The organism is Candidatus Brocadia sinica JPN1 (genome assembly GCF_000949635.1).
Taxonomy (GTDB): Bacteria; Planctomycetota; Brocadiia; order Brocadiales; family Brocadiaceae; genus Brocadia; species Brocadia sinica.
Genome location: NZ_BAFN01000001.1, coordinates 836,122 through 860,800 on the forward strand (window position 1 = coordinate 836,122; position 24,679 = coordinate 860,800).

The window sequence follows — 24,679 nt, forward strand, 5'->3', positions numbered from 1 at the left end:
GGGTTCAATTTACAAAATTGAACCCCCAGGGCAAGAGGTTGTTTGGCCGGCATGTGTCGTATATCTAAAAATTCGCTGCCAAAGTCAGCCTAATTTAATAATAGCTATGAATAAATGGATACTTCTTACACATCAAATTGCACAAGATGCGCCAAACCTTAGGGTAAAGGTCTGGCGGCATCTGAAAAAACTGGGGGCAGTACTCTTCAAAAATGCCGTATATTTACTCCCTTATACGAAGGAACATGAGGAGAGTACGCAGTGGATTTGTAAACAAATTAGAGACAGTGGAAGTGATGCATCACTCTTTATTACTGAATCAATGGACAAAAAGCACAATGAAGAAATTATAAAAACCTTTCAAGAATCCTGTAATAAGGAGTATGTTCCATTCACTGATCAATGCAATGATGTGCTAAAACAGATAGAACAGATAGAAGGGACAGAAGGTGTAACAGACCGTTTTGTAGAAGATTTGAAAAGGAAATTAAGCGAGATAATAAAAGGCGCTGATGAGGTAGCAAAGATCGATTTTTTCCATGCCCCACAGAGAGAAGTGATCCTGAAAAAAATTGAATCTATACGCCAGAAGATAGAAAAATGGTCTAAAAAAATGAAAGAAGAAGCACCTGTGGCCAATAAAGTTTATCAAAAAAAGGACTTCCTGGGTAAAAAATGGGTAACGCGAAAAGATATTTATATCGATCGTTTAGCATCTGCCTGGCTTATCAGAAGATTTATCGATCCAGATGCAAAGTTCGTCTTTCTATCCAAAGGAGAAAATAACCTACCAAAAAATGCTATACCTTTCGATATGTATGGCGCAGAATTTACCCATCATGGCGATGCCTGTACCTTTGAAATCCTAATCAGGGTGTTTGATTTAAAAGATCCTGCTTTACGACCAATTGCAGAAATTGTGCATGATATAGATTTGAAAGATAATAAATATAATCGCAAAGAGGCCGATGGAATAGGTCAAATTATCACGGGTCTTAGCAAAAAACTCAGCAACGATAATACGTTATTGGAAAAGGGTATGGAGATATTTGATGCCCTCTATCACTATTACTTTTCAAACTATGATTAGGGTGGATTAAGACGTTGGTTTTTACGCCGAATTCACCTTCAATATTTTGTGATATGGTAGATTCGCTTCGTTTAATCCACCCTACCGCTATTACACTATAAAAGCGAAAGGAGGTAGTTAAAATGCCACCACTTGATGATCATTTTAAAAATAGCAAGGAAAGGACAGGGAATGCTTATGAGGAGCTTCATCACTGGATTGATGATAATAAGATAAAAGCCCCGGAAATCCACGACCTTGCAAAAATTCACGAAAATATAGCATACGTCCATGAAAGATGGGGAGAAGTAGCGGTTCAGGAGTTTGTGCTCCATATAAAAGAAGACCTGGAACATAGATTAAAAGAAAATCTGCAATACTTTGGGCTTTTCAAATGACAAACAATACCAGAGTATTATCCCCATTCGTTGCCCTTTGCACAGTGGGGTTCTTCGCAAGGATGAGTTATGCTATGGCAAGAACCCCACTCTTGCCCCTCTTTGCGTTATCACTAGGCGCAGGCCCGGAGGCAATTGGGTTTGTCGTTGGCGCTTCTACCATAACAGGGATCTTTTTCAAGTTACCAGCAGGTACACTTTCCGATATTTACGGCAGATACAGGATGCTGTTTCTCAGCGTCCTGGTTTTTGCATTTACCCCTTTTCTTTACTATCTGGTAACAAGTTACTGGCAACTCGTTTCTCTCAGATTCTTCCACGGATTGGCCACATCGATCTATGGACCGGTTGCCATGGCGACAATCGCCGATATTGCCGGGGAGAAAAAGGGGGAAAGGCTCTCGATATTTTCATCTATTACCATTATCGGAAATCTCATTGGTGCGCCGCTCGGCGGATATATCCTCAAGTATCTGGCTGGCAACGGAAGTAATTCTGTACACCATTTTCATAGTGCATATCTCGTCTGTGGGATTATTGGCCTGATTTCTTTGGGTTTTACCGTAAAACCGATGACTTCAAGAAGATCAGAAATCATACACATCAAAAATCCCCTGAGTGAAGTATGGCGGAAGTTCTTTAAAGGCATCAGGGAGGTCATCAGCGACTATCGGATTATCATCACCAGTAACATGGAAGGTATACAAAATCTGTCGGTTGGAGCCCTGGAGGCTTTTTTGCCTATTTATGCCGTTACTGTGGCAAAATTAAATCCATTTCTGGCCGGAATTCTGTGGGGTGCACAGGTAGTTACCACAATCCTTGCAAAACCGGTTATGGGGAGGATCTCCGATCGATACGGGAGAAAGCCTATAATCTTCTCCGGGATGTGGATATGTGCTATTTCTTTGGCGTGTATCCCTTTGACGCAAAACTTTTACTTTTTGATCCTTTTAGCTGCCGTCTTTGGTGTTGGCGAAGCATTTGTGACCTCTTCTTCGGCTGCTATGGTCGCTGATTTCTGTAAGGAACAGAACTATGGCGCTGCCATGGGGACGTTCGGAAGTATCTTTGATATTGGTCATGCCTCGGGCCCTATTTTAGCCGGATTCCTTTTGTCGCATCTGAGTTATCAATATTCGTTTGTTATTATTGCCCTTTTGTTGATAGTATCGTCATTTATTTTTACGCTGAAAGTGCCGGAAAAACAAAAAGAGGTGAAATTATGAAATTTATTACCTTGATGATTTTCGTTCCGTTACTCTTCCTAAGAATATGCCTGGGAGGAGAAGTCGTTGTTTATACCTCAGAAGATAAGGTCTTCTCGGAACCTATTCTTCAACAGTTTGAGAAAAGAACAGGGATAAAGGTTCGTGCTATTTATGATACGGAAGAGACAAAGAGTACCGGTTTGGTTAACCGCCTGATTGCCGAAAAGGATAATCCACGGGCAGATGTGTTCTGGAGCGGGGATCCGGTACGGCCTGTATTACTTGAGATGAGAGGTATTATAACACCGTATATTTCAATTTCAGCGTTGGATATCCCGGAAATCTACAAGGATAACGAGGGGTATTGGACTGGTTTTTCCGCGCGTGCCCGCATTATTCTTTACAATACAAATCTCGTAAACACGGATGAGAAGCCATTATCCCTGTTTGATCTTACAAAGCCAAAATGGAGAGGGCAAGTTGCCATCGCAAACCCATTATTTGGCACTACCTCCATACATATGGCAGCCCTTTTTATTACATTGGGTGATGAAAAGGCAAGGAAATTTCTCCAGGACTTGAAAGCAAATGGGGTAAAAATTGTCTCATCGAATGGTGAGGTAAAACGACTTGTTGCAAGAGGAGAGGTTATGGCCGGTCTTACCGATACGGATGATGCGAACGTTGCTATTCAGGAGGGAAGTCCGGTAAAGATAGTGTTTCCGAACCAGCAAGATATGGGTACGCTTATTATGCCGAATATGGTTTGTCTTATAAAGAATAGCCCAAATCCAGAAAATGGGAAAAAATTAATTGATTTTCTTTTGAGTAAAGAAGTTGAAAAAAGCCTTGCATGGGCACCGTGCGCACAAATGCCACTGAGATACGATGTACGGACACCCGCGGACGTATTAACCATCGATGCCGTAAAAGGTATGGATGTTAATTATCATGACGTTGCGAAGAAGTTAGAAGAGATTGGAGAATTTCTCAAGCAATGGGTAGGGCAGTAATCTAATGTTTATGGAATTTCAAACACACATGTAGTGGCAAGGCGCGCCTTGCCACTACGCTGTTAAAAGTCGCTGAAGACCCAATTTAACAAATTTTGGAGATACTATAGTAAACGTAATAAATAAGTATACATGCAAGCGTCATTGCGAGGGCGATAGCCCGAAGCAATCTCCAAGACCTGGATTGCTTCGCTTCGCTCGCAATGACAACTTTCTTTTTGCGTTCACTATATTGAAAGATGCAAAAAAGAGTAACGTTGGGGTTTTTCTTTACGTTGTTTATCTGTACTACATTCATACCAATTGTGTGGATGTTCGGAAGCTCTCTCTATGAGGATGGTAGGTTTTCATTTGTTTATTACAGGGATATTTTTTTAACACAAAGATATGTAAGGGTTATCCTTAATAGTCTTATCCTTGCCTCTATCACAACCGCGTTATCTTCGCTTGCAGGTATTCCCGCAGGATTTTTTTTGTCGAAAACAAATCTTCCCCTGAAAAATATCTTTAAAATATGTTTTCTTATCCCATTTATTATACCATCTTACATAGTAGGTATTGCGTGGGCAAATTTATTAGGAAGGACAGGATTTTTGAATACCCTCCTGTCTCAATATACGCCGCTCTCCCCTGAGCCAATCTCAAACTTTATGTATAGTTTATATGGTGCTTCGTTTATCCTTTCGATAAATCTCTTTCCTGTCGTAATGTTAATGACTGAATACGCTCTAAAAAATGTAAATCCTCGGCTTGAAGAGAGCGGCCTTATAGCAGGGAATATTTTTCAGGTAGTACGACAAATTACATTACCCTTAGTTGCCCCTGCCATTCTTTCCAGCATGATGATTGTTTTTATACTGTCGCTTTCTGAGTTTGGGATACCGTCGTTATTGCAGGTTAATGTACTTACCACCCAGATATTTACCCAATTTAGCGCCTTTTATAATGCGAAGGCTGCAACGGCAATTGCCTTCCCACTCATCGTAATTACCATCATGCTTATGATAGTAGAGCAGGTTTATTTCCGGGGAAAGTCGTTTGAGATATTGGGAAGAAGGGCTTCAAATAATACGATACACTATCAAGAAAGATGGCTTACTGTTATAGGTACACTCTTCTGTACCTTTATTTTCATTCTCTGTGTTATTGTTCCCCTTACTACCCTTATGGTAAACAGTAAAACAGTATCGGCATATTATGATGCATTTCGTTTAGCAAAGACTGGTATCAAAAATACTATCCTCTACGGTTTTCTGGGAGCTACCTTCCTTACCGTTGTGGGTTTCTTTTTGGGTTATCTTTCAGAAAAAGTTCAATCAAAATTGAGAAACAGTATAGCGCCGTTTATTTGGCTATTTTTTGCAGTGCCTGCAACGGTGATAGGTGTCGGACTCATTAAGGTCTGCAATAGGCCTGAAGGTATATTCCAGTTTATCTATGGTTCTTTATGGATCATTATTTTGGGGTATGGGGCGCGTTTTTTGCCATTATCGAGCCGTATTATGGCAAATTATTTTAAGCAGGTTTCCAATTCAACAGAGGAAGCAGGCATAGTAATGGGTGCCTCATGGTTCCGCATTTTAAAGAAAATTATCGTGCCTTTACAAGGGTATGGGATAGTCGCTGCATGGTTGATTTCTTTCATGTTTTGTGTTGGAGAATTGGGTACAACGATACTGGTTTATCCACCGGGACACGAAACGCTTCCAATAACACTATTCACCGTGATGGTAAATAGTCCGGTAAACATTGTATCGGCGCTTTCTCTTATCATTGTGGTAATGACATTATTACCTCTCGGCATTTTCCTTGCGACCTCAAGATATTTCCTGACAATGGAAGCAAAGGGTAGCAGAGTCCTACGGTAATACGATCGTTTATAATAATAGTATCTTCCAAAAAGAACGTCATATCGGAATGGTGTTTCAAGACCTCGCCCTCTGGCCGCATATGACGGTATATCAAAACATAGAGTTTGGATTAAAGACAATTGGGCTTACAAGAACTGAGAGACAAAAGAGGATTGAGGCTGTTCTTGGCAAGGTCAATATGCAAAAATATGCCAACGAGTACCCTGCAAGACTTTCAGGAGGACAACAACAGCTCATTGCCATTGCAAGGTCTATTGTTACAGAACCAAAGTTACTCCTCATGGACGAGCCCTTATCGAATATTGATGTGCAATTGCGTGATGATATTAGAAAGGAATTAAAACGTATTCAGCAGGAGACGGAGATTACCACAGTTTATGTAACTCACGACCAGGAAGATGCATTTCTGTTAGCAGATAAGATAGCCGTAATGAATGCAGGAGTAGTGGAGCAGATCGCTAGTCCCGAGGAGATTTATTTTTCTCCGGGATCACTTTTCATGGCTAATTTTATCGGAGAATCGAATACTATACGGGTAAGAATAGTAGACAGGGATAAAGTAGTAACCCCATGAGGTGAGTTGGTATGTTGGACAAAGGGTCATGAGAGGGGAGATGCCTTTCTTTTTTTTAGACTATATCAAGTACAGGTTGAGCAAAATGGTTTTTATGAAGGGGTAATTATAAAACGGGAATTTATAGGGGGAAGGTACAGATATTATATCGAGATTCCTAAAGGTGAAATTAAATTCTATAATCAAAAATTTTATAGAATAGGTGAATTAGTCAGGTTTTCCATTAAAGAAGCGAACCTATTATTTTCTTAAAAAAACCGTAACACTTTAGTTCTTTGAAAAATTAACAAGCGATTTTATAGGCCAACCCAGAAGGCGTTTTTACCGTAAGAGCGTTAAAACGCAAAAAAACGCTGGCGTCAGTTTGCCATTTATGGTATAAAGGGCTTCAGAGAAAAGGAATCTGATTATGAAGCCTATCCTATTCCACTACCGTTCACGAGAACTGCATGCAGACGATATAGCCTTTATCAAGGCTCTCACTGAGCGTCATTTTCTCAGAGGGCGAAGTTATATTTCCCGTGAACTCTGCAAGAGCTGGAACTGGATGCAGCCCAATGGCAAGTTGAAAGAATACGCAGCACGAGACCTCCTTCTGAGATTGGAAGAGCAGGGATTGGTTTCGCTTCCGCCACGAATACGGCCGAAAAACAATCTCAAACCCAAGGTCTTTGATCAGATGCCCCTTTTCGTCAAAAGAACACTGGAAGGTGCCATCACCGAGTATGAAACCCCGACGGTCCAGGTGGTAAGAGACCATCAAGAGAGGTACCTCTGGGGTTATCTCCTTCATCACTACCACTACCTCGGATGTCCCCGGCTTGTTGGCGAACACATCAGGCACATCGTACATATCGGCAACCAGGTCGTTGCCTGTCTTGGATGGGCAAGTGCCGCATGGAAGGTCAAAGACCGTGATCGTTTCATCGGATGGGATGAGTCTACCAAACGGATACACTTGCATTTGATTGCAAGTAACGTGCGATTTCTCATTCCACCCTGGGTTATGATCAAACACCTTGCATCCAAGGTATTATCCCTCGCCCTGAGGCGTTTGTCACATGACTGGAAATCCGTCTATGGCCATCCCGTGTATTTGGCTGAAACCTTTGTTGATACCGCACGGTTTCAAGGCACCTGCTACCAGGCAGCCAATTGGATTCGTGTTGGGAAAACCCAAGGGAATGCAAAACGGGGCAATCGCTATCAGTATCATGGACAGCCTAAGGAACTCTACCTCTATCCTCTTGAGAGAAACTTCCGGAGGTTTCTTGCTCATGACCAGGGATGAAGCCATAGCCATTTTAGAGATGGACAGAGAGGATGCGATTCAGGCCATCCTGATACTGGCCGAGAAAGCAGAGAACTATGACAGACTCTGCGATAAACCGAGTCCAACCACCCCGTCCGGCATGACACCCCCTTATCTCAAGCCCGCAGGCAAAAGGAAAAGACGGCCTTGTGGCAGGAAACACGGACATAAGGGGATTTCCCGGAAACGGCCGGAAAAAATAACTGCCTATCAGACACATACCCTCAAGAGTTGTCCTGATTGCCACCAGCCACTGCAAAATCCGGTAAGAACGTATAAGCGATACATCGAAGATATCCCACAGATTGATCCGGTCGTGACTGAACATACGGTTCATGGTTCCTGGTGTTCTTGTTGTAGAAAGATTGTCCAGCCTACGGTCACAGACGCGTTGCCAAATGCCCGACTCGGATTGCGCCTCGTTGTCTTTACCGCCTGGCTTCATTACTTAGTCGGCATAAGTATAAACAATATCGTAAAGATGGTTTCCGTATTTTTCAACTTTCACATAAGCGCCGGTGGTTTAACCCAGGCTTGGAAGTCCCTTGCAACACTCCTGGAATCACGGTATAACGATATTGGACAAAAAGTCTCCGCAAGTGCCGTTTTACACGCAGATGAAACAGGGTGGCGGTTGAACGGGAAAACCCATTGGTTATGGTGTTTTACCACCAAAACCCTCTGCTACTACCTCATAACACGCAATCGGGGGTCGCCTGTCATAGAAAAGTTCTTAGGCAGACTATTCAAGGGCATCCTGATTTGTGACTTCTGGGGCGCTTATAACAAGATAAACGCACTGGCAAAGCAGCGGTGTTTCTATCATCTGTTCACGGAACTGGTAAAAGTCGACACATACAATCGGTCAATTCCATGGAAAGCTTTCCGGAAAAAACTCTCTCGTGTGCTCAAAGACGCATTGCGGTTATCGGAGGAAAAGAACCATTTGAGTCCAGAATGCTTTCTTCGGTTGAAAAAGAGATTACATTATCGGCTTGAACAGTTTTTGATAACACCCTATCAGGATAAAGACGCACAAAGACTGATCAAACGTCTGAATCGCCATAAAGAGGAACTCTTTACGTTCCTGGAACATGAGGGCGTGAGTCCCTATAATAACCATGCTGAGCAACAGATGCGAAAGCCGGTATTGACTCGAAAGATCTCACAACAAAATCGTTCTGCTCAAGGTGCGAATACCCAGGCTATCCTTATGACATTGCTTCGCTCTGCGGAATTACAAGGTGCTAATCCCGTTGAAAACCTTCTGGCAATTGCCAAAAACGCCCTGACGGTAAAAACGCCTTCTGGGTTGGCCTATAAAATCGCTTGTTAATTTTTCAAAGAACTAAAGTGTTACAAAAAACCTAGTTTTTTTAGAAGCCATCCCAAAACCCCTTCTGTCTTTTATGATAATAACGGAATACCTTTTAAAGCCAGGCACATTCAACTAAACTTTAAAAAAGCTTTGAAATATGCAGAAATAGAGGATTTTCGATTCCATGACTTAAGGCATTGTTTTGCATCCTGGCATCGTCAATCAGGGGTTGACCGGGATACCCTTGCCGAACTTATGGGACACAAAGATACAAGAATGACCAGAAGATATGCCCATATTACCCCTGGACATCTGAGAAAGGCCGTTGAACTGTTAGAGAAAAGCTATAGCGAATATAGCACAAATTTGGCATAATTAAATGTTAATATGGCCATACAAATGGCTTAAATGCGTGTTCTTATGGCTGTTAACGTTTTAATCTAAACTTATTTTCGATGCCCTGAAAGGGCGATACATAATCTTAATTCAATGACGTTGCATCCTGAGCGTGCCGAAGGACCAGCCGAACTATGAAGGAAACTTTTACCAATTATTTAAAGTAAATACATGCTGATATCAGAAATCCTCAAAACCCGTACAAAGAAAATGAAAATCCCGATGCAACGAAATAATAAGGAGAATTTATTATGGCTAATTGCTGGAAGTGTGGTCTCTATCTTGGAGAAAAAGACGAATGGAAAAAGATGACTACCGCGAAGGGAGATATCTGCATTCTCTGTTACAATAAGGCCAAAGAGGTTGACGAACCCCGTATCAAGGCTGATATGGATGCCTTTTTAAAAGAGAAAAGAGGGAATAACAGCTAAAGGACGTTGAACGTAAGACTTTCTATAGCAGGTTTGCTTTTTCTCGTTTCTTCATAACTCTGTTGCTATTGTATAAGAAACGATGTTGAAAAATCAGGAAAATCATTTCTATTTCTTAACAATAAATAGTTACGTTCATCTTTAACATAGTCCTGGCATATTATGCATATAAGTTGACTTAGCATAAGACTTTTGTTAATATTTTGAGCTTATGTAAATGAATTATAGCCTTTGTTTGGGGGCAAATATTTTTAACAGGAGTAACTGTTGTGTATTGCTGATTTTATCTGAATACATGCCGTGCTCTTCTCTGAAACAAGGATTCATAAAATTTGGGTAACTATATAATCGGTATAGACCTGGGCGGTACGAATCTAAAGGCAGGTATCGTTGATACGGATGGGAAAATCCTTCATCGCCTTTCCACAAAAACCAATTCTCATGCCGATTCGCAGATCATATCTAATCAAATCCTTTTGCTGATTGCTGAAATCATACAGGGTGCTCGTATAAAAGAATCTGATATGATTGGTGTTGGGCTGGGATCGCCAGGCCTTGTCGATAAAAGAGGCGAAACGGTCCTCTTTTCTCCCAATCTGCCACGCTGGCGGAATATCCCTATCAAACGCATAGTAGCAGAACGGTTTTCTAAACCCTGTGTATTGGAAAACGATGCCAATGCAGCTGCATGGGGAGAGAAGTGGGCAGGGGCGGGGAAGGAAGTTCGTTCCCTGGTGATGCTAACCCTGGGCACAGGGATTGGGGGCGGTATTGTTATTGATAATAAGTTATGGCGGGGCGCCAGTAATGTGGCAGCGGAGATTGGTCACATGGTAATTCAGATGGATGGCCCTCAATGCAATTGCGGCAATCGTGGATGTGTTGAAGTATATGCATCGGCTACAGGCATGGTACGACGTTTTAAAGAGGTGTTAAAGAGCGGTAAATTTTCGTCATTAAAAATTTCTGATGAAATTACGGCAAGGATGATCAGCGATGCTGCCTTTCAGGGCGACAGGGCGTCGTTAGATATTATTGAAGAGACGGGGCGTTACCTTGGTATTGCCCTTATTAATATTATGCATATATTAAATCCGGAGATGATTGTGTTGGCAGGCGGTATGATTGGTTCCGGGGAATTATTGATGAATCCCATAAGACAGGTCACTCAGCGGGGGGCCTTCGAGGCATCATATAAAGATACGAAAATCGTGTTTTCGCAGCTTGGCAACGATGCGGGGATTATAGGAGCGGCAGGATGTCTACTGACAGAATTAGAAATTTCTGTATAATTGCGCATATTGACCATGGAAAGTCTACCCTGGCGGACAGATTGTTGGAAAAGACGAATACCATCACATCCAGAGAGTTCCGTAACCAGATGCTGGATGATATGGATCTGGAGCGCGAACGCGGTATTACCATCAAGGCCAGTGCGGTTGCGCTGAAACTGGCGCGGGATGGCAAGGAGTACAACCTCAATTTGATAGATACACCCGGTCATGTGGACTTCAGCTACGAGGTTTCCAGAAGTTTGGGCGCCTGCGAAGGGGCGCTGTTGCTGGTTGATGCCTCACAAGGTGTCGAGGCACAGACAGTTGCCAACGCCTATCTTGCCATGGAACACAATTTGGCCATCATTCCTGTTATTAGCAAGATCGATCTGCCGCAATCCCGACCTTACGATGTACTTACTGAAATGGAAAAAACCCTGGGTATTGACCCGGCAGATGCGTTGATGGTCAGTGCAAAAACCGGAGAAGGTGTCGGTGAAATCTTTGGAGCTATCATCAAGCGGATACCACCGCCGAAAGGCAATCCCCACGCACCGTTAAAATCCCTGATCTTTGATTCGGTCTATGACGAATATCGCGGTGTTATTGTGTATCTGCGTATCTTTGACGGCTCTATTAAGGTGGGTGACGAGATATACATGATGAAGACGAACCGCTTTTTCAGGGTAGAAGAGGTCGGCGTATTCAAGCCAAAAATGGTAGCAAAAGATGGCCTCTCAGCAGGTGAGGTAGGCTACTGTATTGCCAACATTAAATCCATTCATGACGTTAAGGTGGGAGATACGGTTACCCATAATAAGGAACGTGCCGAAGAGGCGTTGCCTGGGTACCGGGCGCCCATGCCCATGGTATACTGTGGTGTCTATCCGGCAGATAATGCCGATTTTCACGTGTTGCGTGAGGCACTGGAACGGTTGAGCCTGAACGATTCGTCATTTACCTTTGAGCCGGAGACTTCACAGGCGCTTGGATTCGGTTTTCGTTGCGGGTTTCTTGGCCTCTTGCACATGGAAATTGTCCAGGAGCGACTGGAACGGGAGAGCAATATCAACATTGTACAGACCGCTCCCAACGTGACCTATGAGATATTGAAAACCAATAAAGAGGTAATTAAGGTCGATAACCCGGAAAAGGTTCCCCCGGTGAATGAAATTGAGGAATTCAGAGAACCAATCGTGCGTGCCAGTTTTGTTTTACCCACAGAATATGTCGGAACTATTATGCAATTCGCAGAAGGTCGCAGGGGAAGATATAAGAGTACCGAATATCTCAGTGAAAGGCGTGCGATACTTACCTATGAGCTGCCGTTAGCTGAAATCATCTTTGATTTTTTTGACAAGATGAAATCCGCCACACGGGGCTATGGAACACTGGATTATGATTTTGTCGGGTATGAGCCTGCGGACCTTGTAAAATTGGATATTCTTGTGTCAGGTAAACGCGTAGATGCCCTTTCAACCATCGTCCACAGGAAAGATGCGGAGACGAAAGGTAGAAGACTGGTTAAAAAACTCAAGAACGAAATTTCACGACACCTCTTCGAGGTAGTTTTACAGGCGGCGATCGGAAGCAGAGTTATTGCAAGGGAAACGATCCGTCCAATTGCAAAAAATGTAACAGCCAAGTGTTATGGTGGCGATATTACACGAAAACGAAAACTTTTGGAAAAACAGAAAGAAGGCAAAAGGCGAATGAAATCTATCGGGAACGTGGAAATCCCACAGAAGGCGTTCTTGTCTGTATTATCCGTTGATGAATGAGGTGCAGGATGGCTGATAGAAAAGGACAACAAACAAACTCCGGAGTGAACGATAAGACAAAAAAGCGGAAAAGCAAATTACGCGAAAATATCGAATCGATAGCCATAGCAGTCGCGCTGGCCTTTGCTATCCGCTATTTTGTGGTGGAGGCATTTAAAATCCCTACTGGCTCGATGGCGCCAACCTTATTGGGTGAGCATAAGGATGTAAAATGTCCGAATTGCAGCTGGTTTTTTTATGCCGACCGTCAGAGTGAAAGCGCTACGTGTCCCAATTGCCAATCCAGGATAAGTCTTTCGGCTTATTGCGATGTTTGCAATAACAGGATCCGTTATAATTGGCCGGCATGGTTATGGAGAAAGGGGTCTTGTCCAAGCTGCAAAACAACAGTCACCTGGTCAGACTTGTCAAACCGGGTAATTCACGGTGGAAACAGGATCGTGGTCAATAAATTCTGGTACAAATTTAAAGATCCGCAACGATGGGATGTCGTAGTGTTTATCTATCCGCTATACGACCTTACCTGTAAAAATTGTTCCACACAACTTCCTGATACGGAATGGCACGAGGGCTTCCGTTGTCCCCGGTGTGGCTCGACAAGATTCTCAAAGAAAACGAAGAATTATATTAAACGTCTCATTGGTTTACCTGGTGAAAAGCTCCAGATCGTCAATGGCGATATTTATATCAACGACAGGATACAAAGAAAACCTGATTCTGTACAGGATACGCTGTGGCTACCGGTTTACAACAGTTATTATCTGGCAAAGGAAACTGACGACCCAACGTGGATAACAGGCAGCGGCGCATGGAAAATTAATGAAAACTCAGTTGTTTTGGATAATATGTCAGAAAATAATCCGGAGACGTCTCTTGTAACGTTTGGGAGAAACATTTCTGACCAAAATGGTTACAATAACAGGTCTGGCAGCAATGAAATGGGTGACGTAAAGATTATCTTTGATGTAACGCTCTTAAAGGGTTCACAATGTTTGGAACTTGTCCTTGAAAAAAACAACAATATATTTACTGCCATTATCCCAGCGGACGATACGAATGCAAAAGGTCGTCTTATAAAAGATGGAAATGTCGTTTTGGAAACAGGTATCCGTTTGCAAACCGGAAGCACACAAAAGATCGAGTTTTCAAACGTAGATCATGTGGTGTCCCTCTCCATAAACAAAGATAAGGTTTTTGTATTTGATTATGATGACGGAATGGTACCTGATTCACGTCCGTTTGATACCAGTAAAATTCGTTTTGGTGGTACCCGCATACATGGGACTTTTGAAAATATTAAGATTTTCCATGATATTTATTACACCAGTCTCGCGGCTGGTACATGGGGTACAACTGAAGCGATCCAGCTGGGTGAGAAGGATTATTTTATGCTCGGAGACAATAGCAGAAACAGTAATGACAGCCGTGTATGGAAGTTCGTGCCGGAAGATAATCTCGTAGGCAAAGCATTCTTTGTATTCTGGCCTCTGGATACGATGAAGTTTATAAAATAGACTTTTGTAAAAAATTGAGCGACTTTGTTATACAAGTAAAGGAAAAATATCAAAGTGCAAAATAATAAATCAAAATTCAAAATTCAGTTTAGTTCATTATGAATTTACTAAGAGCAGAGGGGCTAACAAAGGCGTACGGTAAACGTACCGTTGTGAATCAGGTCAGTTTTGAGGTTAATGACGGGGAGATCGTGGGTTTGCTCGGTCAAAACGGTGCGGGTAAAAGCACCTCCTTCAGCATGATTATTGGTGTTGTCCGGCCCGATAGTGGCCGTGTGATTTTTCAAAATGAAGATATTACTGACTTCCCCATCTACCTGCGGGCGCGGAAAGGGATGGGATACCTGTGCCAGGAGTCATCCGTTTTTCAGCGGCTGACGGTGGAGGAAAATATTCTCGCCATCCTGGAGACACACCGATACAATTCCGACGAGAAATACAAACGCCTGATCGAATTGCTTACCGAATTTAACTTAAAACATCTGGCAAAAAACAAGGCATTTACTCTATCAGGTGGTGAAAGAAGGCGACTTGAAATTGCACGGGCGCTCGCCAGTTCCCCCACGATGATCCTCCTTGACGAACCATTCACGGGTGTTGATCCCATTGCCGTTAATGAGGTACAAGACATCCTCCTGAGACTCAAGAATAAGGGCATTGGTCTGCTTATCACAGACCACAATGTCCGTGAAGCCCTCAGTATTACAAACCACTCGTACATCATAAGCGAAGGCACGGTTGTTGCCAGAGGTACCACCCAGGAAATCTTAAATAACCCCATCGCACGCCAATCCTATTTAGGAGATAACTTTCCCACCAGCGAACATAGATTAACAGACTTCAAAGACCTCAACAATAAAAAGTCGATAGATACCGACCGAAAACCCATTGTTCGCAAAGATACTATCATCAAGTAATATTTGACATTCTGCAATTTTTAAGAAATAAAAAAATATCCAAAGAACCGACTGGTGATTCGTCATTCTTGCTCTGCATTTCTAAAGCCAAAGTTGCAGAGAAGCTATTGAGTAAGAAAGATACCATGGACAAAGAAGAATTTTTCAGTGAGGATGTTTTAGCGGGTAAATTATACGACAGGATTGTTATTAAAAAATTGCTGTCGTATCTACTGCGTTATAAAGTATCGGGCTTGCTCTCTATTTTTATGGTACTCATCACCACCGTTTTGTTTTTGCTCGGTCCGTATCTCTTTGGATATGCAATTGATCATGGCATTAACAAAGGGGATAAGACATTAATATATCGGACTGCATTGGCCATACTGGGTATCGAGACATTACGGTTATTATTGGTGGTGGCGCAAAGTTATAATATCCAGACCATTGGACAGAAGGTTATGATGGATATGCGCATGGAGCTTTTTAATCACGTCCAATCACTCCCTGTTTCTTTTTTTGATAAAAATCCTGTCGGAAGGATCGTTACGCGCCTTACCAACGATATTGCGGCAATTGGAGAACTCTTTTCAGCCGGCGTCATTGTGGTAATTGGTGACATCTTTATTATCATTGGCATATTCGTAGCTATGTTTATGCTAAACTCGAAACTTGCACTCATCACGCTTTCCGTCTTTCCAATTATCGTGACAATCGCCCTCTGGTTTGGCGGTCGAATGAAGAACTCATTCCGGGAGATACGGCGTAAGCTGGCACGCATCAATGCTTATCTCAATGAAAATATCACAGGAATGAAGGTCATCCAGCTCTTTAACCGGGAAAAAAAGAACTATCATAAATTTGACGAAATTAACAACGACTATTTAAAAGAACAAGTCAAATATATCCGCTATTTCGCCGTGTTCCAGCCTGCAATTAATATGGTGAGTGCACTGGCGGTTGGCCTGGTACTCTGGTACGGCGCGGTGAGGTACATGCACGGGTTTCTCACCCTTGGGGTTTTAGTGGCATTCCTGGCTTATATTCACGACCTCTTTGAGCCCATCCGGGATATCGTGGAAAAGTACAATATTTTTCAAGGCGCCATGGCGTCATCCGAGCGCGTATTTGGTCTCATGAAAGAGCCGTCCGAGATAGACTACATTATCTCTAATCCTAGCAAAGAAGTTTCTAAAAAAGATTTTAAAGGCGAGATAACATTCGAAAATGTCTGGTTTGCTTACAATGGAAAGAATTACGTATTAAAAGATATCTCTTTTCATATAGAACCGGGACAATCTGTTGCACTGGTAGGTGTAACGGGCAGCGGGAAGACGTCAATCGCAAGTGTTTTAACACGTCTCTATGAAATTCAAATGGGTAACATACTGCTTGATCAGATCGATATAGGAAAGATAGAAAAGATAGGACTGCGATATGTCGTTGGATTGGTAAGCCAGGACATATTTTTATTTGCAGGTACGTTAAGGGACAATATTACCCTGTTTAAATCCGTATCAGATTCAGAGGTCTTGGGGACCATCGGGACATTAGGATTAATACCCTTTATCGATCGTATGCCAAAAGGGCTCGATACGGAGATTGCCGAACGGGGTGCAAATCTTTCCGTAGGTGAACGCCAATTTATCTCTTTATCCAGGATCATTGTCTACGATCCACGGGTAATAATTCTTGACGAGGCAACTTCCAGCATGGACCCCCTTTCTGAAATTCTGATCCAGAATGCCCTTCATAAAGTGACTCAGGGCAGGACGTCCATCTTCATTGCCCATCGACTATCCACCATCCTCCACTGTGACAAGATTATTGTATTAAGCAAGGGAGAGAAGGTAGAAGAGGGTAGTCATGAAAAACTCCTGCGTTTAAACGGTATTTACAGCCATCTCTATAAGGTGTACATGAAGGAGGAGTTGGTAGGGCATGGGTAATTATGCAAAATTATGGAAATTTTCAGTAGTGGAAATTATAAAATTACCATTGATGAATATGTTTTACTCATAGATAAATACGAATACATCAAAAATAGTAACTATTCAGCGAAAATATTTTAAATTTTATTCGACAGGTATTTTGTGCTGAACTTGTAACATTCTTTGTTTGGAGCATAATGCTGTATATTGTTTACCAGTGGTTTTTGTAGGTCATACCACGCCATTGCATAAACAGAAAACGCCGGTGGTTGTCATCAATTTATTTTCGTGCCTTAGCGTGGAATATGGCGCATAAAATATGGATAAAAAAGTCTGTGATAAATAGCCCTACCAGAGAAATTAAGGTTATTTGGTCAGGTGTTATCCATTAAAGGTAAAGGGCATAGACGTCGAAGCTACGCTCAAAAAAGTAGAGAGAGTTCTTTCGGAAGAGAAAGAGTTGTCGCCAGCCATAAGGTCAATGGTTGAGTTGCTGATATTTCTCATAACCCTGCTGGCGAACCTTTGAGGAGAAAGCCAAAGCAGAACTTGCCCAATCAGATGCGTTGCATATAGATGGAACGGGCATTAATAAGAATGGGGACAAGTATTGGTTGCATTGTGTATCCAATAGTTTATGGACACACTTTTCCCCTCATGAGAAACGGGGAACTGAGGCAATGGATAGCATAGGGATATTACCCAAATTTAGGGGAATTCTCTGTCACGACCACTGGAAGCCGTATTATAAGTGTGATTGTACCCATGCATTATATGACGTCCACCACTTAAGGGAATTGACGGGGGTGTGGGAGGAAGATAAGCAGCAATGGGCAAAAGATACGATATCATTGTCCGAAGGGATAAATCGTGCGGTGAAGGATGCGGGAGGTTTATTAGAAATCAGCGAAGCTGAAAAATACCGGCAAAGGTACCGGTTGATATTAAAAAACGCAGAGGCAGAATGTCCTGCGCCTGATGAAACCAACCGCAAGGGGAAAAGGGGGAGAATGAAAAGGACAAAAGCCCGGAATCTTCTGGAGCGATTAATAGAGTGCGAGGATGATGTGTTCAGATTCATGGACAATAAAATCGTTCCCTTTACGAACAATTTAGGTGAAAATGATATCCGGATGACAAAGGTTCAGCAGAAAATATCGGGCTGTTTCCGTTCTCTGGATGGCGCTAAAATTTTCTGCCGTATTCGTAGCTATCTCTCAACCTGTCGAAAACAAGGGGTAAGTTCGTGCCTTGCTTTAAAGACGTTGTTTCGTGGTGAATTGCCTGATTTTGTTTGCTCTTAACGGTAGCGCTTGAAAATACGCTGAGTAATTATTTATCTTTTATCTTTGATTTTTAATTTATATTTAATCTCAGTATGGAATTGACCCTTATAAAAACTATCAAAGACCTTCCTGCGGAAGAGAATCTTTTCCCTGGCACCCCTACATGTGCAGGCTGCGGAGGTCTTTTGTCTTTGAGACACTGCCTGAAGGCTTTGGGAAAAAAGACTGTAATTGTAAATGCCGCCGGTTGTTTTACCCTGCTTTCTATCTATCCATTCACACCTTTTCAGAATTCCTGGCTCTATACAGCAATGGCCTGTGCCCCTGCCGGGGCACAAGGTATAAGAGATGCCCTTGACATATTGATAAAAAAGGGAAGATTGAATCCCGAAGAAGATTTGAAGGTGGTTGTGCTGACGGGCGATGGGGTTGCTTATGACATAGGCCTTGCATCCACATCGGGGGCCATGCATCGCAATCTTGACTTCTATTACATCTGCTCCGATAACGAGGCATATGGGAATACCGGCTTCCAGTCGTCGGGCGCGACACCCTTTGCATCAAAGACGGGGACAACACCCGTAGGGAAGATAAGTCCAACCGGGGCATTACTCCCTAAAAAGGACCTCTTTGAGATATGGAGAAGTCACAAACCACCATATCTTGCAACCATCTCTCCGGCCCACCCCGTTGACCTGATTAACAAGTTTAAAAAGGCAAAACAGTATAGAGGGCCGAAACTCTTCATAAGCCTTTCCCCTTGTCCTCCCGGATGGACAACAGATCCAGCCCATTCTGCCAGGCTAGCGAAGCTCGCAGTGGATACGGGTATCTGGGCATTGAAAGAGGCCATTTATGGTGAGGTAACGCATACGATTATTCCAAGGAAATTTAAACCGGCCGAAGAATATTTAAAAGAACAGGGGAGGTTTTCACATCTTTTTAAACCGGTGAGACAGGAGGACATCCTCAGGAGGATACAAACGGCGGTTGATCAGTATTGGAATGAGGTTTTGGATAACCGCAACACTCTTGGTAATTCATGAAAAGAGGATACGCAGCACACACGCAGAAACAGGAAAACAGAAGTTCAGGGACGGCACCGGCAGCCCAGAAAAAGGGCATCACTTCATCCGAAGTGCAGAAATTCCAGGAAATGATCTACTGCTATTACCGGGAACACGGCCGCAATCTTCCCTGGCGGATGACACAAAACCCCTATCATATCCTCATCTCAGAAATTATGTTACAGCAAACCCAGGTACAGAGGGTCATAGGAAAGTACGAACGTTTCATCAAAATATTCCCTGATTTTTCTTCCCTTGCCCGGACGCCGCTCCGCACGGTACTCAGTGAATGGCAGGGATTGGGTTACAACCGCCGGGCAATAGCCTTAAAAAAGATTTCTCAAAGGGTCACAGAAGAATTTCATGGAAATCTTCCCTCTGCTGTAGAAACATTAATTACCTTTCCCGGAATCGGCAAGGCGACCGCTTCTGCAATTTCTGCCTTTGCATTTCACATACCTACGGTTTTCATTGAGACGAATATACGGAGGGTATTTATCCACAGTTTTTTTCGTGATAAGACGAATATCACGGATGCCGAAATCCTTCCCCTGGTAGAAAAGACCCTTGACACTTCCAATCCCCGGCAGTGGTATTATGCCCTCATGGATTATGGAGTAATGCTGAAGCAGAAATATGAAAATTTTAACAAAAGAAGCGCCCATTACCAAAAGCAGTCCCCATTTCAAGGTTCCAACAGGCAAGTGCGGGGAATGATTTTGAAAGCCCTTGCCGGTGCATCTTCTGTTTCCGAACCGGAAATGGCGCAAAAATTTCAGATAAGCAAGGAAAAACTAACAAGCAATCTTATTCAGTTGGAAAAAGAAGGTTTTATTAAAAAGAAAAGGAAAAAGTTTACCTTAGCTTAAGATCCGGAAAGAAAAATAACCTTTTCTGAAGGTACGCAATACGTGTTTAAAATTCCTACGAAGAGTGCAAAAAAACCACAACAACCATTTTTTTATGGACAATTCCCCTGAAAAACAACCGAAAATAACGAGGCATATTATTTGCGAAACTTTAAATGAGAAATATGATACTGGCAGATGAATTTTGTTGTTCAGGAGAAATTGTAACCATTTCAGGTGCTTAGCCGGTATCAAATCTATTTAGGAGAATACCCATGCATTCCCGGTGGAGAATATATATTTGTGTGTCTTTTCTTGTCGTTCTTGGCATGCATGGTTGTCATACACCGCCTGCTCAAAAATCTATGACTGTCATGAAACCTCGAGAAAGTGCCACGATTCCTGAAAAATCCCATGAAAGAGTGGAGCCTTATATTGTCAGTCGGTTAGATCGCTATTTTGTGCGAGACTGGAAGTACATCGTTATCCATCATAGCGCCTCAGCATCCGGTAGCGCCGTCGAGTTTGATAGATTTCATAGGGAAAAAAGGGGATGGGAGAATGGCCTGGGATATCATTTTGTGATCGGGAATGGAAACGGCACCCCGGATGGAGAAATTGAGATCGGTAATCGATGGGTAAATCAGATCAATGGCGCCCATGCCGGCGTGGAGGAATACAACCATTACGGCATAGGAATATGCCTTGTGGGAAACTTTAACGAATCCTCTCCAACGGCGGCACAAATGGCCTCACTTTCAGTATTAACGGAATACTTACAGAACAGATGTCATATTCCTTCGGAAAATGTCATCATGCACAGACACTGCAGGCAGACGGATTGTCCAGGACGAAATTTTCCTTATTATAAATTGCTTGCCAATACCTATCGTTATTGAAATATATCACACCGATTTGAAATTCAATGATCTTCGTGAGAGCAATAGACTTATCGGTGTTTATTTGACTTTTTAGTGATATTCAAATTAATAATTTCCCGATATTTTTTTAGCCTTTCATCCTGTTTCAGTCTAAATCGCAACGGTTGGTGTCCCCTTCGGCATATGGTGGCGAATTCGCACCATGCACATTTTTGTGTATCTTCTGCCGGTGAAACGGGAAAGATGCCTTCACGGATGACCTGGAGAAATTCCCGCAAGGTCTCCCAGTATTGTTCCTTGCACGACATCCAGCCATCACTGTCAATGGTCTTTTTTGGCGGACATATCTGCCCCTTCTTTTCCTCCATAGACTCTGCAACGTAAACAAAGGATGCCTCATCCAGATTGGCCTGATCTTTGGGAATGCGACCCTTCTCAATTTCCTCCGATAGTAAATGTTCTGCCATGGTGATATAGAAGGGGAGTTGCAATCTTTGCCCCCGGATGGCAGATTTTAAGAGATTTTCCACAGAAAACCTCCCGGATTTGTAATCGATCACATGAAAACTAGCCATGTCTCCTGCTTGTTTTATATCTATCCGATCGATCTTTCCCTTAAACGTTATCTTTGTACCCTCTTCCTGTTTAAAGGATGCAGGGATGAGTTTGAACAAGTCATTCTGTGGACCCAGTTTTACTGTCTTTTCCAGGTAAGTGGGGATATAGCCCGTTTTTTCGATCTGTTCGAGATCCCATGTTATAAATCTTGTGAGAAGATCAAGTATCTCCTCTTTTTCTATTTCCCAGATGATCGGGTATGGAGTCGGTATCTTTTGTTCTATTTCTGTGAAATATTTTTGGGCAATACTGCGCAAAAGTTCTATGGAATTTACATTGTGTCCCTTTGTTTCAAAATATCCTTTCTCTATCAGGGTATGATAAAAATCCCTTAGTATGCTGTGATAAAGGGTGCCAAGATCCACGGCTGCTATCATCCCAGCCGCCTCCGGCTCTTCCAGGGACTCCAATCCGAGAATCTTGCTCATGAAAAACTTAAACGGACAGACCCCAAAGACCTCTACCGCCGTTGGGCTAAGACCCTGGCATGCCTGCTCATTCAGCCATTCGGACATGTCACCAATGACCCCATCGCATGATGTTAAGTAAGGCGTGTAGCCTTCGAGAAAATCTAAGCTTGACTGTGAGCGATCAAAGACGTCACGGTTGATTCCAAAGGTCTTCAGAAAACAGGTAGGGTCTATTCGGTCGAGCGCCATACGAATACCAATCTCTTTGGGTGTAAGCAAGGACACTTCTGTATTGGATAGCTTGTCTTTAATACCCCGTGGAATGTAAACTTCGTATTCCGGCTTTTGCCAAAGATTCTTTCCTGTTACGGATATCCCTTTCATACTTTGAAGGATATCCATGAGGTAATGTGATTGAACCTTCGGCTTTCCTGCTTCATCTGAACGTTCATGGAGGAGATAGAGTCGCTCCCATGCGGCGTTTAACAAGAACGTGAAGAGCAAACGCTCCTCGTCAAATCCCCGGAGCTTTTCAGGAATGAAATTTCCCAGGACTTCTGAAAGCCTGCGGCGGACATGGTCACGCAAAAAGGGTTCTTCAGAAATAGCACGGGGAAATACCTTTTCATTGAGACCCAATAGAAACAAGGCACGGAAAGGAATGCCGCGGGCCGACATGGCATCCAGAACCTTTACACCCCTGCCGTTTCCCGATCCCAAGGGTAAGGATCCCTGCCGACATGCGTCTATTAAGGTATCTATAAATTGATCCCGCGTTACCTCTTCACCCAAACAATCCAGGGTGCATAAAGTGCGCAACAAATCCCCTATTTTATCCAGTATTAAGAGGTCTCTTTCTTTATCCCCAGGATTCCTGCCTTCAGAGGGAATGTGAATGTAGTTCCAGAGAAAATGAGTTATTTTTTGACCCATAATCGTCCATGATGCCTTTTCGGGAAGGGAAGATAAATCATTTGATAACGTATAGAGGATATTTTTCAGAAGTTTCACTTGATCCGTGGGGATGTGGATGCGCCCACCTGCCTCTTCATTATCTGGAAACATATTTTTTCCCCCCCTGACCCTCCCCTCACAAAGAGGGGAATACGAAGGGGTATTTCCGTCAATATTTGTTTCATCTTTTGATATGGATTTTTCATTATCCAGGTCAACAGATTCTGACGGCATAACACTCGCTTGCTCAAGCCTCGACAACCAGCACGTGATATCACCCCGAATACCCAGCCTTCTGCTCAGGATGTCCCAGAGATCGGGGCGTGGAATAACTCCCTGAGGATCACACGGCGGCATCTTGAAGTAAGGTGACCAGAGCAATTCAATGACCATAGGACGATAGAAATCTTCCCGTTTCAGCGTGAGGATCTGTTGGATGACTTTTACCAATGGATACCTTTCCAGAGGCTCCTGTGCGCTGGTTATAAATGGGATATAATTCTCCTGGAATATTCTTTTGATGGCATCGGTGTAAGGGTCAAGCGATCTTGCAACTACGCCGATCTCCTCCATCTTATAACCCTCATCCACTAATGTAAGTATCTCCTTAGCAACTATCCAGACCTCATCCCTTTTGCCTGAGGCATTTATAATACGTATATCTGATACGGGTTTCGTATTGTGAGTTGTGTGTTGTGTCTTTAACCTATGTCCCGCAACCTGTAACTCGTAACCCGCAACAAAACTATCTTCGGATTGGGGAGCCATCAGGTATGAGAATCCGGTATCACCCTCTGCAGATAGCTCCTCTACATCACGCGCCTGTCCCAGGACGAATGATTCATAAAAGGGCTTTACATAGGAAAAGGCGGGATGTTTCCTTTGGTAGGGCAGAAAGAGGATTGCCGGATAAGTCCTGAATATTTCTCCAAAAAAATCCTGTTCAACTCCTGTAAGATCATAAAACCCATATGCCAGGATGCGATCAAAACCATTAAGAAATCCGGAATCCGGTACACATGCAGTGGCCATACGAAAGACATCAGAATAGTGGGACATATTTAAGGTTTTCAATTTCCGGCAGAACATGTTATGGAGATGTACGACTCCGTGGAGATTCTGTATTTCCATACCTTCGACGAATCCTTCACGAACAGCCTCTTTCAAGTCATCGACCCGAACATTTGCGTCAATAAGGTCTTGTATGACCTGGAATAGGGCTTTAGCGAGGGCAGGCAGGGACTGTACATTTTTAAAAAAAGACTCTTGAGTCGTATATTGTTTTAATAATCCGGCAATGATGCTTTCATAAATAACCGGCTGTTGAATAATCTGGCCTGTGTTTATCCCTGAGCGTCTGCATATCTCATTTGCAAAGACAGAGAAGTTCATAAACGAGATATTCATAAATGAGGCGTTATGCTCCTGAACCAGGCGTTCCTGGAGGCGATTCAGCATCCAGTTTGTAGGCGCCACAACGGCAAGGGGTGCTAAGGGATCGTTCTCTTTTAACGTTTGTATGGTATTTACAAACGAATTTTCAAGGGCTGGGTGATAGTGTCCGATCTTAACGGATAACATCTTTAGTTTACCTTACAAAAACCTCTTTTTACGTTTTTTGAAATT

18 protein-coding genes and 2 pseudogenes are annotated in these 24,679 nt (G+C 42.9%); 19 read left to right on the plus strand and 1 reads right to left on the minus strand.

Annotation, left to right across the window (positions count from 1 at the left end):
- The first annotated feature begins 106 nt into the window (after window positions 1-106).
- The 19 genes and pseudogenes from BROSI_RS03765 (at window position 107) to BROSI_RS03860 (ending at window position 21,089) form a co-directional block, all read left to right on the plus strand.
- On the plus strand, window positions 107-1,090 hold the full coding sequence (locus tag BROSI_RS03765; protein ID WP_157842362.1) for a chromate resistance protein ChrB domain-containing protein: 984 nt from the start codon (window positions 107-109) through the stop codon (window positions 1,088-1,090).
- A 122-nt stretch (window positions 1,091-1,212) separates the two neighbouring features.
- Complete coding sequence (locus BROSI_RS03770; protein ID WP_052562400.1) at window positions 1,213-1,467, plus strand: hypothetical protein; 255 nt, start codon at window positions 1,213-1,215, stop codon at window positions 1,465-1,467.
- Window positions 1,464-2,696, plus strand: coding sequence for an MFS transporter (locus BROSI_RS03775; protein WP_052562401.1), 1,233 nt, complete (start codon window positions 1,464-1,466; stop codon window positions 2,694-2,696). The genes BROSI_RS03770 and BROSI_RS03775 overlap by 4 nt, the downstream gene beginning before the upstream one ends.
- The gene (locus BROSI_RS03780; protein ID WP_052562402.1) at window positions 2,693-3,691 is read left to right on the plus strand and encodes an extracellular solute-binding protein; all 999 of its coding nucleotides are present in this window, start codon (window positions 2,693-2,695) and stop codon (window positions 3,689-3,691) included. The genes BROSI_RS03775 and BROSI_RS03780 overlap by 4 nt, the downstream gene beginning before the upstream one ends.
- A 239-nt stretch (window positions 3,692-3,930) precedes the next feature.
- Entirely contained in the window at window positions 3,931-5,559 is a 1,629-nt protein-coding gene (locus tag BROSI_RS03785) for an ABC transporter permease (RefSeq protein WP_082059010.1), read from the plus strand.
- 49 nt (window positions 5,560-5,608) lie between these two features.
- Window positions 5,609-6,136, plus strand: a complete 528-nt coding sequence (locus BROSI_RS03790; protein WP_052562404.1) for an ABC transporter ATP-binding protein — start codon at window positions 5,609-5,611, stop codon at window positions 6,134-6,136.
- Between the two features lie 409 nt (window positions 6,137-6,545).
- A complete protein-coding gene (locus tag BROSI_RS03800) occupies window positions 6,546-7,427 on the plus strand; it encodes a Druantia anti-phage system protein DruA (protein WP_052562406.1) in 882 nt (293 codons plus the stop codon).
- The gene (tnpC, locus tag BROSI_RS03805) at window positions 7,414-8,784 is read left to right on the plus strand and encodes an IS66 family transposase (RefSeq protein ID WP_052562407.1); all 1,371 of its coding nucleotides are present in this window, start codon (window positions 7,414-7,416) and stop codon (window positions 8,782-8,784) included. The genes BROSI_RS03800 and tnpC (BROSI_RS03805) overlap by 14 nt, the downstream gene beginning before the upstream one ends.
- Before the next feature lie 57 nt (window positions 8,785-8,841).
- Window positions 8,842-9,141: pseudogene (locus BROSI_RS03810) on the plus strand (tyrosine-type recombinase/integrase); the annotation flags it as partial.
- Window positions 9,142-9,413: 272 nt separating this feature from the next.
- Window positions 9,414-9,593 (plus strand): hypothetical protein, encoded by a 180-nt coding sequence (locus tag BROSI_RS03815; protein WP_052562409.1) that lies wholly within the window; start codon window positions 9,414-9,416, stop codon window positions 9,591-9,593.
- A 332-nt stretch (window positions 9,594-9,925) separates the two neighbouring features.
- Entirely contained in the window at window positions 9,926-10,885 is a 960-nt protein-coding gene (locus BROSI_RS03820; protein WP_052562410.1) for an ROK family protein, read from the plus strand.
- On the plus strand, window positions 10,852-12,648 hold the full coding sequence (gene lepA / locus BROSI_RS03825; RefSeq protein ID WP_052562411.1) for a translation elongation factor 4: 1,797 nt from the start codon (window positions 10,852-10,854) through the stop codon (window positions 12,646-12,648). The genes BROSI_RS03820 and lepA overlap by 34 nt, the downstream gene beginning before the upstream one ends.
- An 8-nt stretch (window positions 12,649-12,656) precedes the next feature.
- Window positions 12,657-14,162 carry a S26 family signal peptidase gene (locus tag BROSI_RS03830; protein WP_157842363.1) on the plus strand — a complete coding sequence of 502 codons (1,506 nt, stop codon included), beginning with the start codon at window positions 12,657-12,659 and terminating at the stop codon, window positions 14,160-14,162.
- A gap of 98 nt (window positions 14,163-14,260) precedes the next feature.
- A complete protein-coding gene (gene lptB / locus BROSI_RS03835; protein WP_052562413.1) occupies window positions 14,261-15,079 on the plus strand; it encodes an LPS export ABC transporter ATP-binding protein in 819 nt (272 codons plus the stop codon).
- 107 nt (window positions 15,080-15,186) lie between these two features.
- Window positions 15,187-17,007: an ABC transporter ATP-binding protein gene (locus tag BROSI_RS03840; protein WP_157842364.1), complete on the plus strand. Its 1,821-nt coding sequence runs from the start codon at window positions 15,187-15,189 to the stop codon at window positions 17,005-17,007.
- Window positions 17,008-17,513: 506 nt separating this feature from the next.
- Window positions 17,514-18,293, plus strand: a pseudogene (tnpC, locus tag BROSI_RS03845) (IS66 family transposase); the annotation flags it as partial.
- Between the two features lie 74 nt (window positions 18,294-18,367).
- Entirely contained in the window at window positions 18,368-19,321 is a 954-nt protein-coding gene (locus BROSI_RS03850; RefSeq protein WP_052562416.1) for a thiamine pyrophosphate-dependent enzyme, read from the plus strand.
- Window positions 19,318-20,211: an HhH-GPD family protein gene (locus tag BROSI_RS03855; RefSeq protein ID WP_052562417.1), complete on the plus strand. Its 894-nt coding sequence runs from the start codon at window positions 19,318-19,320 to the stop codon at window positions 20,209-20,211. The genes BROSI_RS03850 and BROSI_RS03855 overlap by 4 nt, the downstream gene beginning before the upstream one ends.
- Before the next feature lie 254 nt (window positions 20,212-20,465).
- On the plus strand, window positions 20,466-21,089 hold the full coding sequence (locus BROSI_RS03860; RefSeq protein ID WP_052562418.1) for a peptidoglycan recognition protein family protein: 624 nt from the start codon (window positions 20,466-20,468) through the stop codon (window positions 21,087-21,089).
- A 50-nt stretch (window positions 21,090-21,139) separates the two neighbouring features.
- Here BROSI_RS03860 and BROSI_RS03865 read toward each other — a convergent pair whose 3' ends face one another.
- On the minus strand, window positions 21,140-24,634 hold the full coding sequence (locus tag BROSI_RS03865; protein ID WP_052562419.1) for a PD-(D/E)XK nuclease family protein: 3,495 nt from the start codon (window positions 24,632-24,634) through the stop codon (window positions 21,140-21,142).
- Between the last annotated feature and the right edge of the window lie 45 nt (window positions 24,635-24,679).

Coding starts and splice junctions, on each gene's coding strand:
- BROSI_RS03765 (WP_157842362.1), top strand. CDS start 107: ATGAATAAATGGATACTTCTTACACATCAAATTGCACAAGATGCGCCA.
- BROSI_RS03770 (WP_052562400.1), top strand. CDS start 1,213: ATGCCACCACTTGATGATCATTTTAAAAATAGCAAGGAAAGGACAGGG.
- BROSI_RS03775 (WP_052562401.1), top strand. CDS start 1,464: ATGACAAACAATACCAGAGTATTATCCCCATTCGTTGCCCTTTGCACA.
- BROSI_RS03780 (WP_052562402.1), top strand. CDS start 2,693: ATGAAATTTATTACCTTGATGATTTTCGTTCCGTTACTCTTCCTAAGA.
- BROSI_RS03785 (WP_082059010.1), top strand. CDS start 3,931: ATGCAAAAAAGAGTAACGTTGGGGTTTTTCTTTACGTTGTTTATCTGT.
- BROSI_RS03790 (WP_052562404.1), top strand. CDS start 5,609: ATGGTGTTTCAAGACCTCGCCCTCTGGCCGCATATGACGGTATATCAA.
- BROSI_RS03800 (WP_052562406.1), top strand. CDS start 6,546: ATGAAGCCTATCCTATTCCACTACCGTTCACGAGAACTGCATGCAGAC.
- tnpC (WP_052562407.1), top strand. CDS start 7,414: ATGACCAGGGATGAAGCCATAGCCATTTTAGAGATGGACAGAGAGGAT.
- BROSI_RS03815 (WP_052562409.1), top strand. CDS start 9,414: ATGGCTAATTGCTGGAAGTGTGGTCTCTATCTTGGAGAAAAAGACGAA.
- lepA (WP_052562411.1), top strand. CDS start 10,852: ATGTCTACTGACAGAATTAGAAATTTCTGTATAATTGCGCATATTGAC.
- BROSI_RS03830 (WP_157842363.1), top strand. CDS start 12,657: ATGGCTGATAGAAAAGGACAACAAACAAACTCCGGAGTGAACGATAAG.
- lptB (WP_052562413.1), top strand. CDS start 14,261: ATGAATTTACTAAGAGCAGAGGGGCTAACAAAGGCGTACGGTAAACGT.
- BROSI_RS03850 (WP_052562416.1), top strand. CDS start 18,368: ATGGAATTGACCCTTATAAAAACTATCAAAGACCTTCCTGCGGAAGAG.
- BROSI_RS03855 (WP_052562417.1), top strand. CDS start 19,318: ATGAAAAGAGGATACGCAGCACACACGCAGAAACAGGAAAACAGAAGT.
- BROSI_RS03860 (WP_052562418.1), top strand. CDS start 20,466: ATGCATTCCCGGTGGAGAATATATATTTGTGTGTCTTTTCTTGTCGTT.
- BROSI_RS03865 (WP_052562419.1), bottom strand. CDS start 24,634: ATGTTATCCGTTAAGATCGGACACTATCACCCAGCCCTTGAAAATTCG.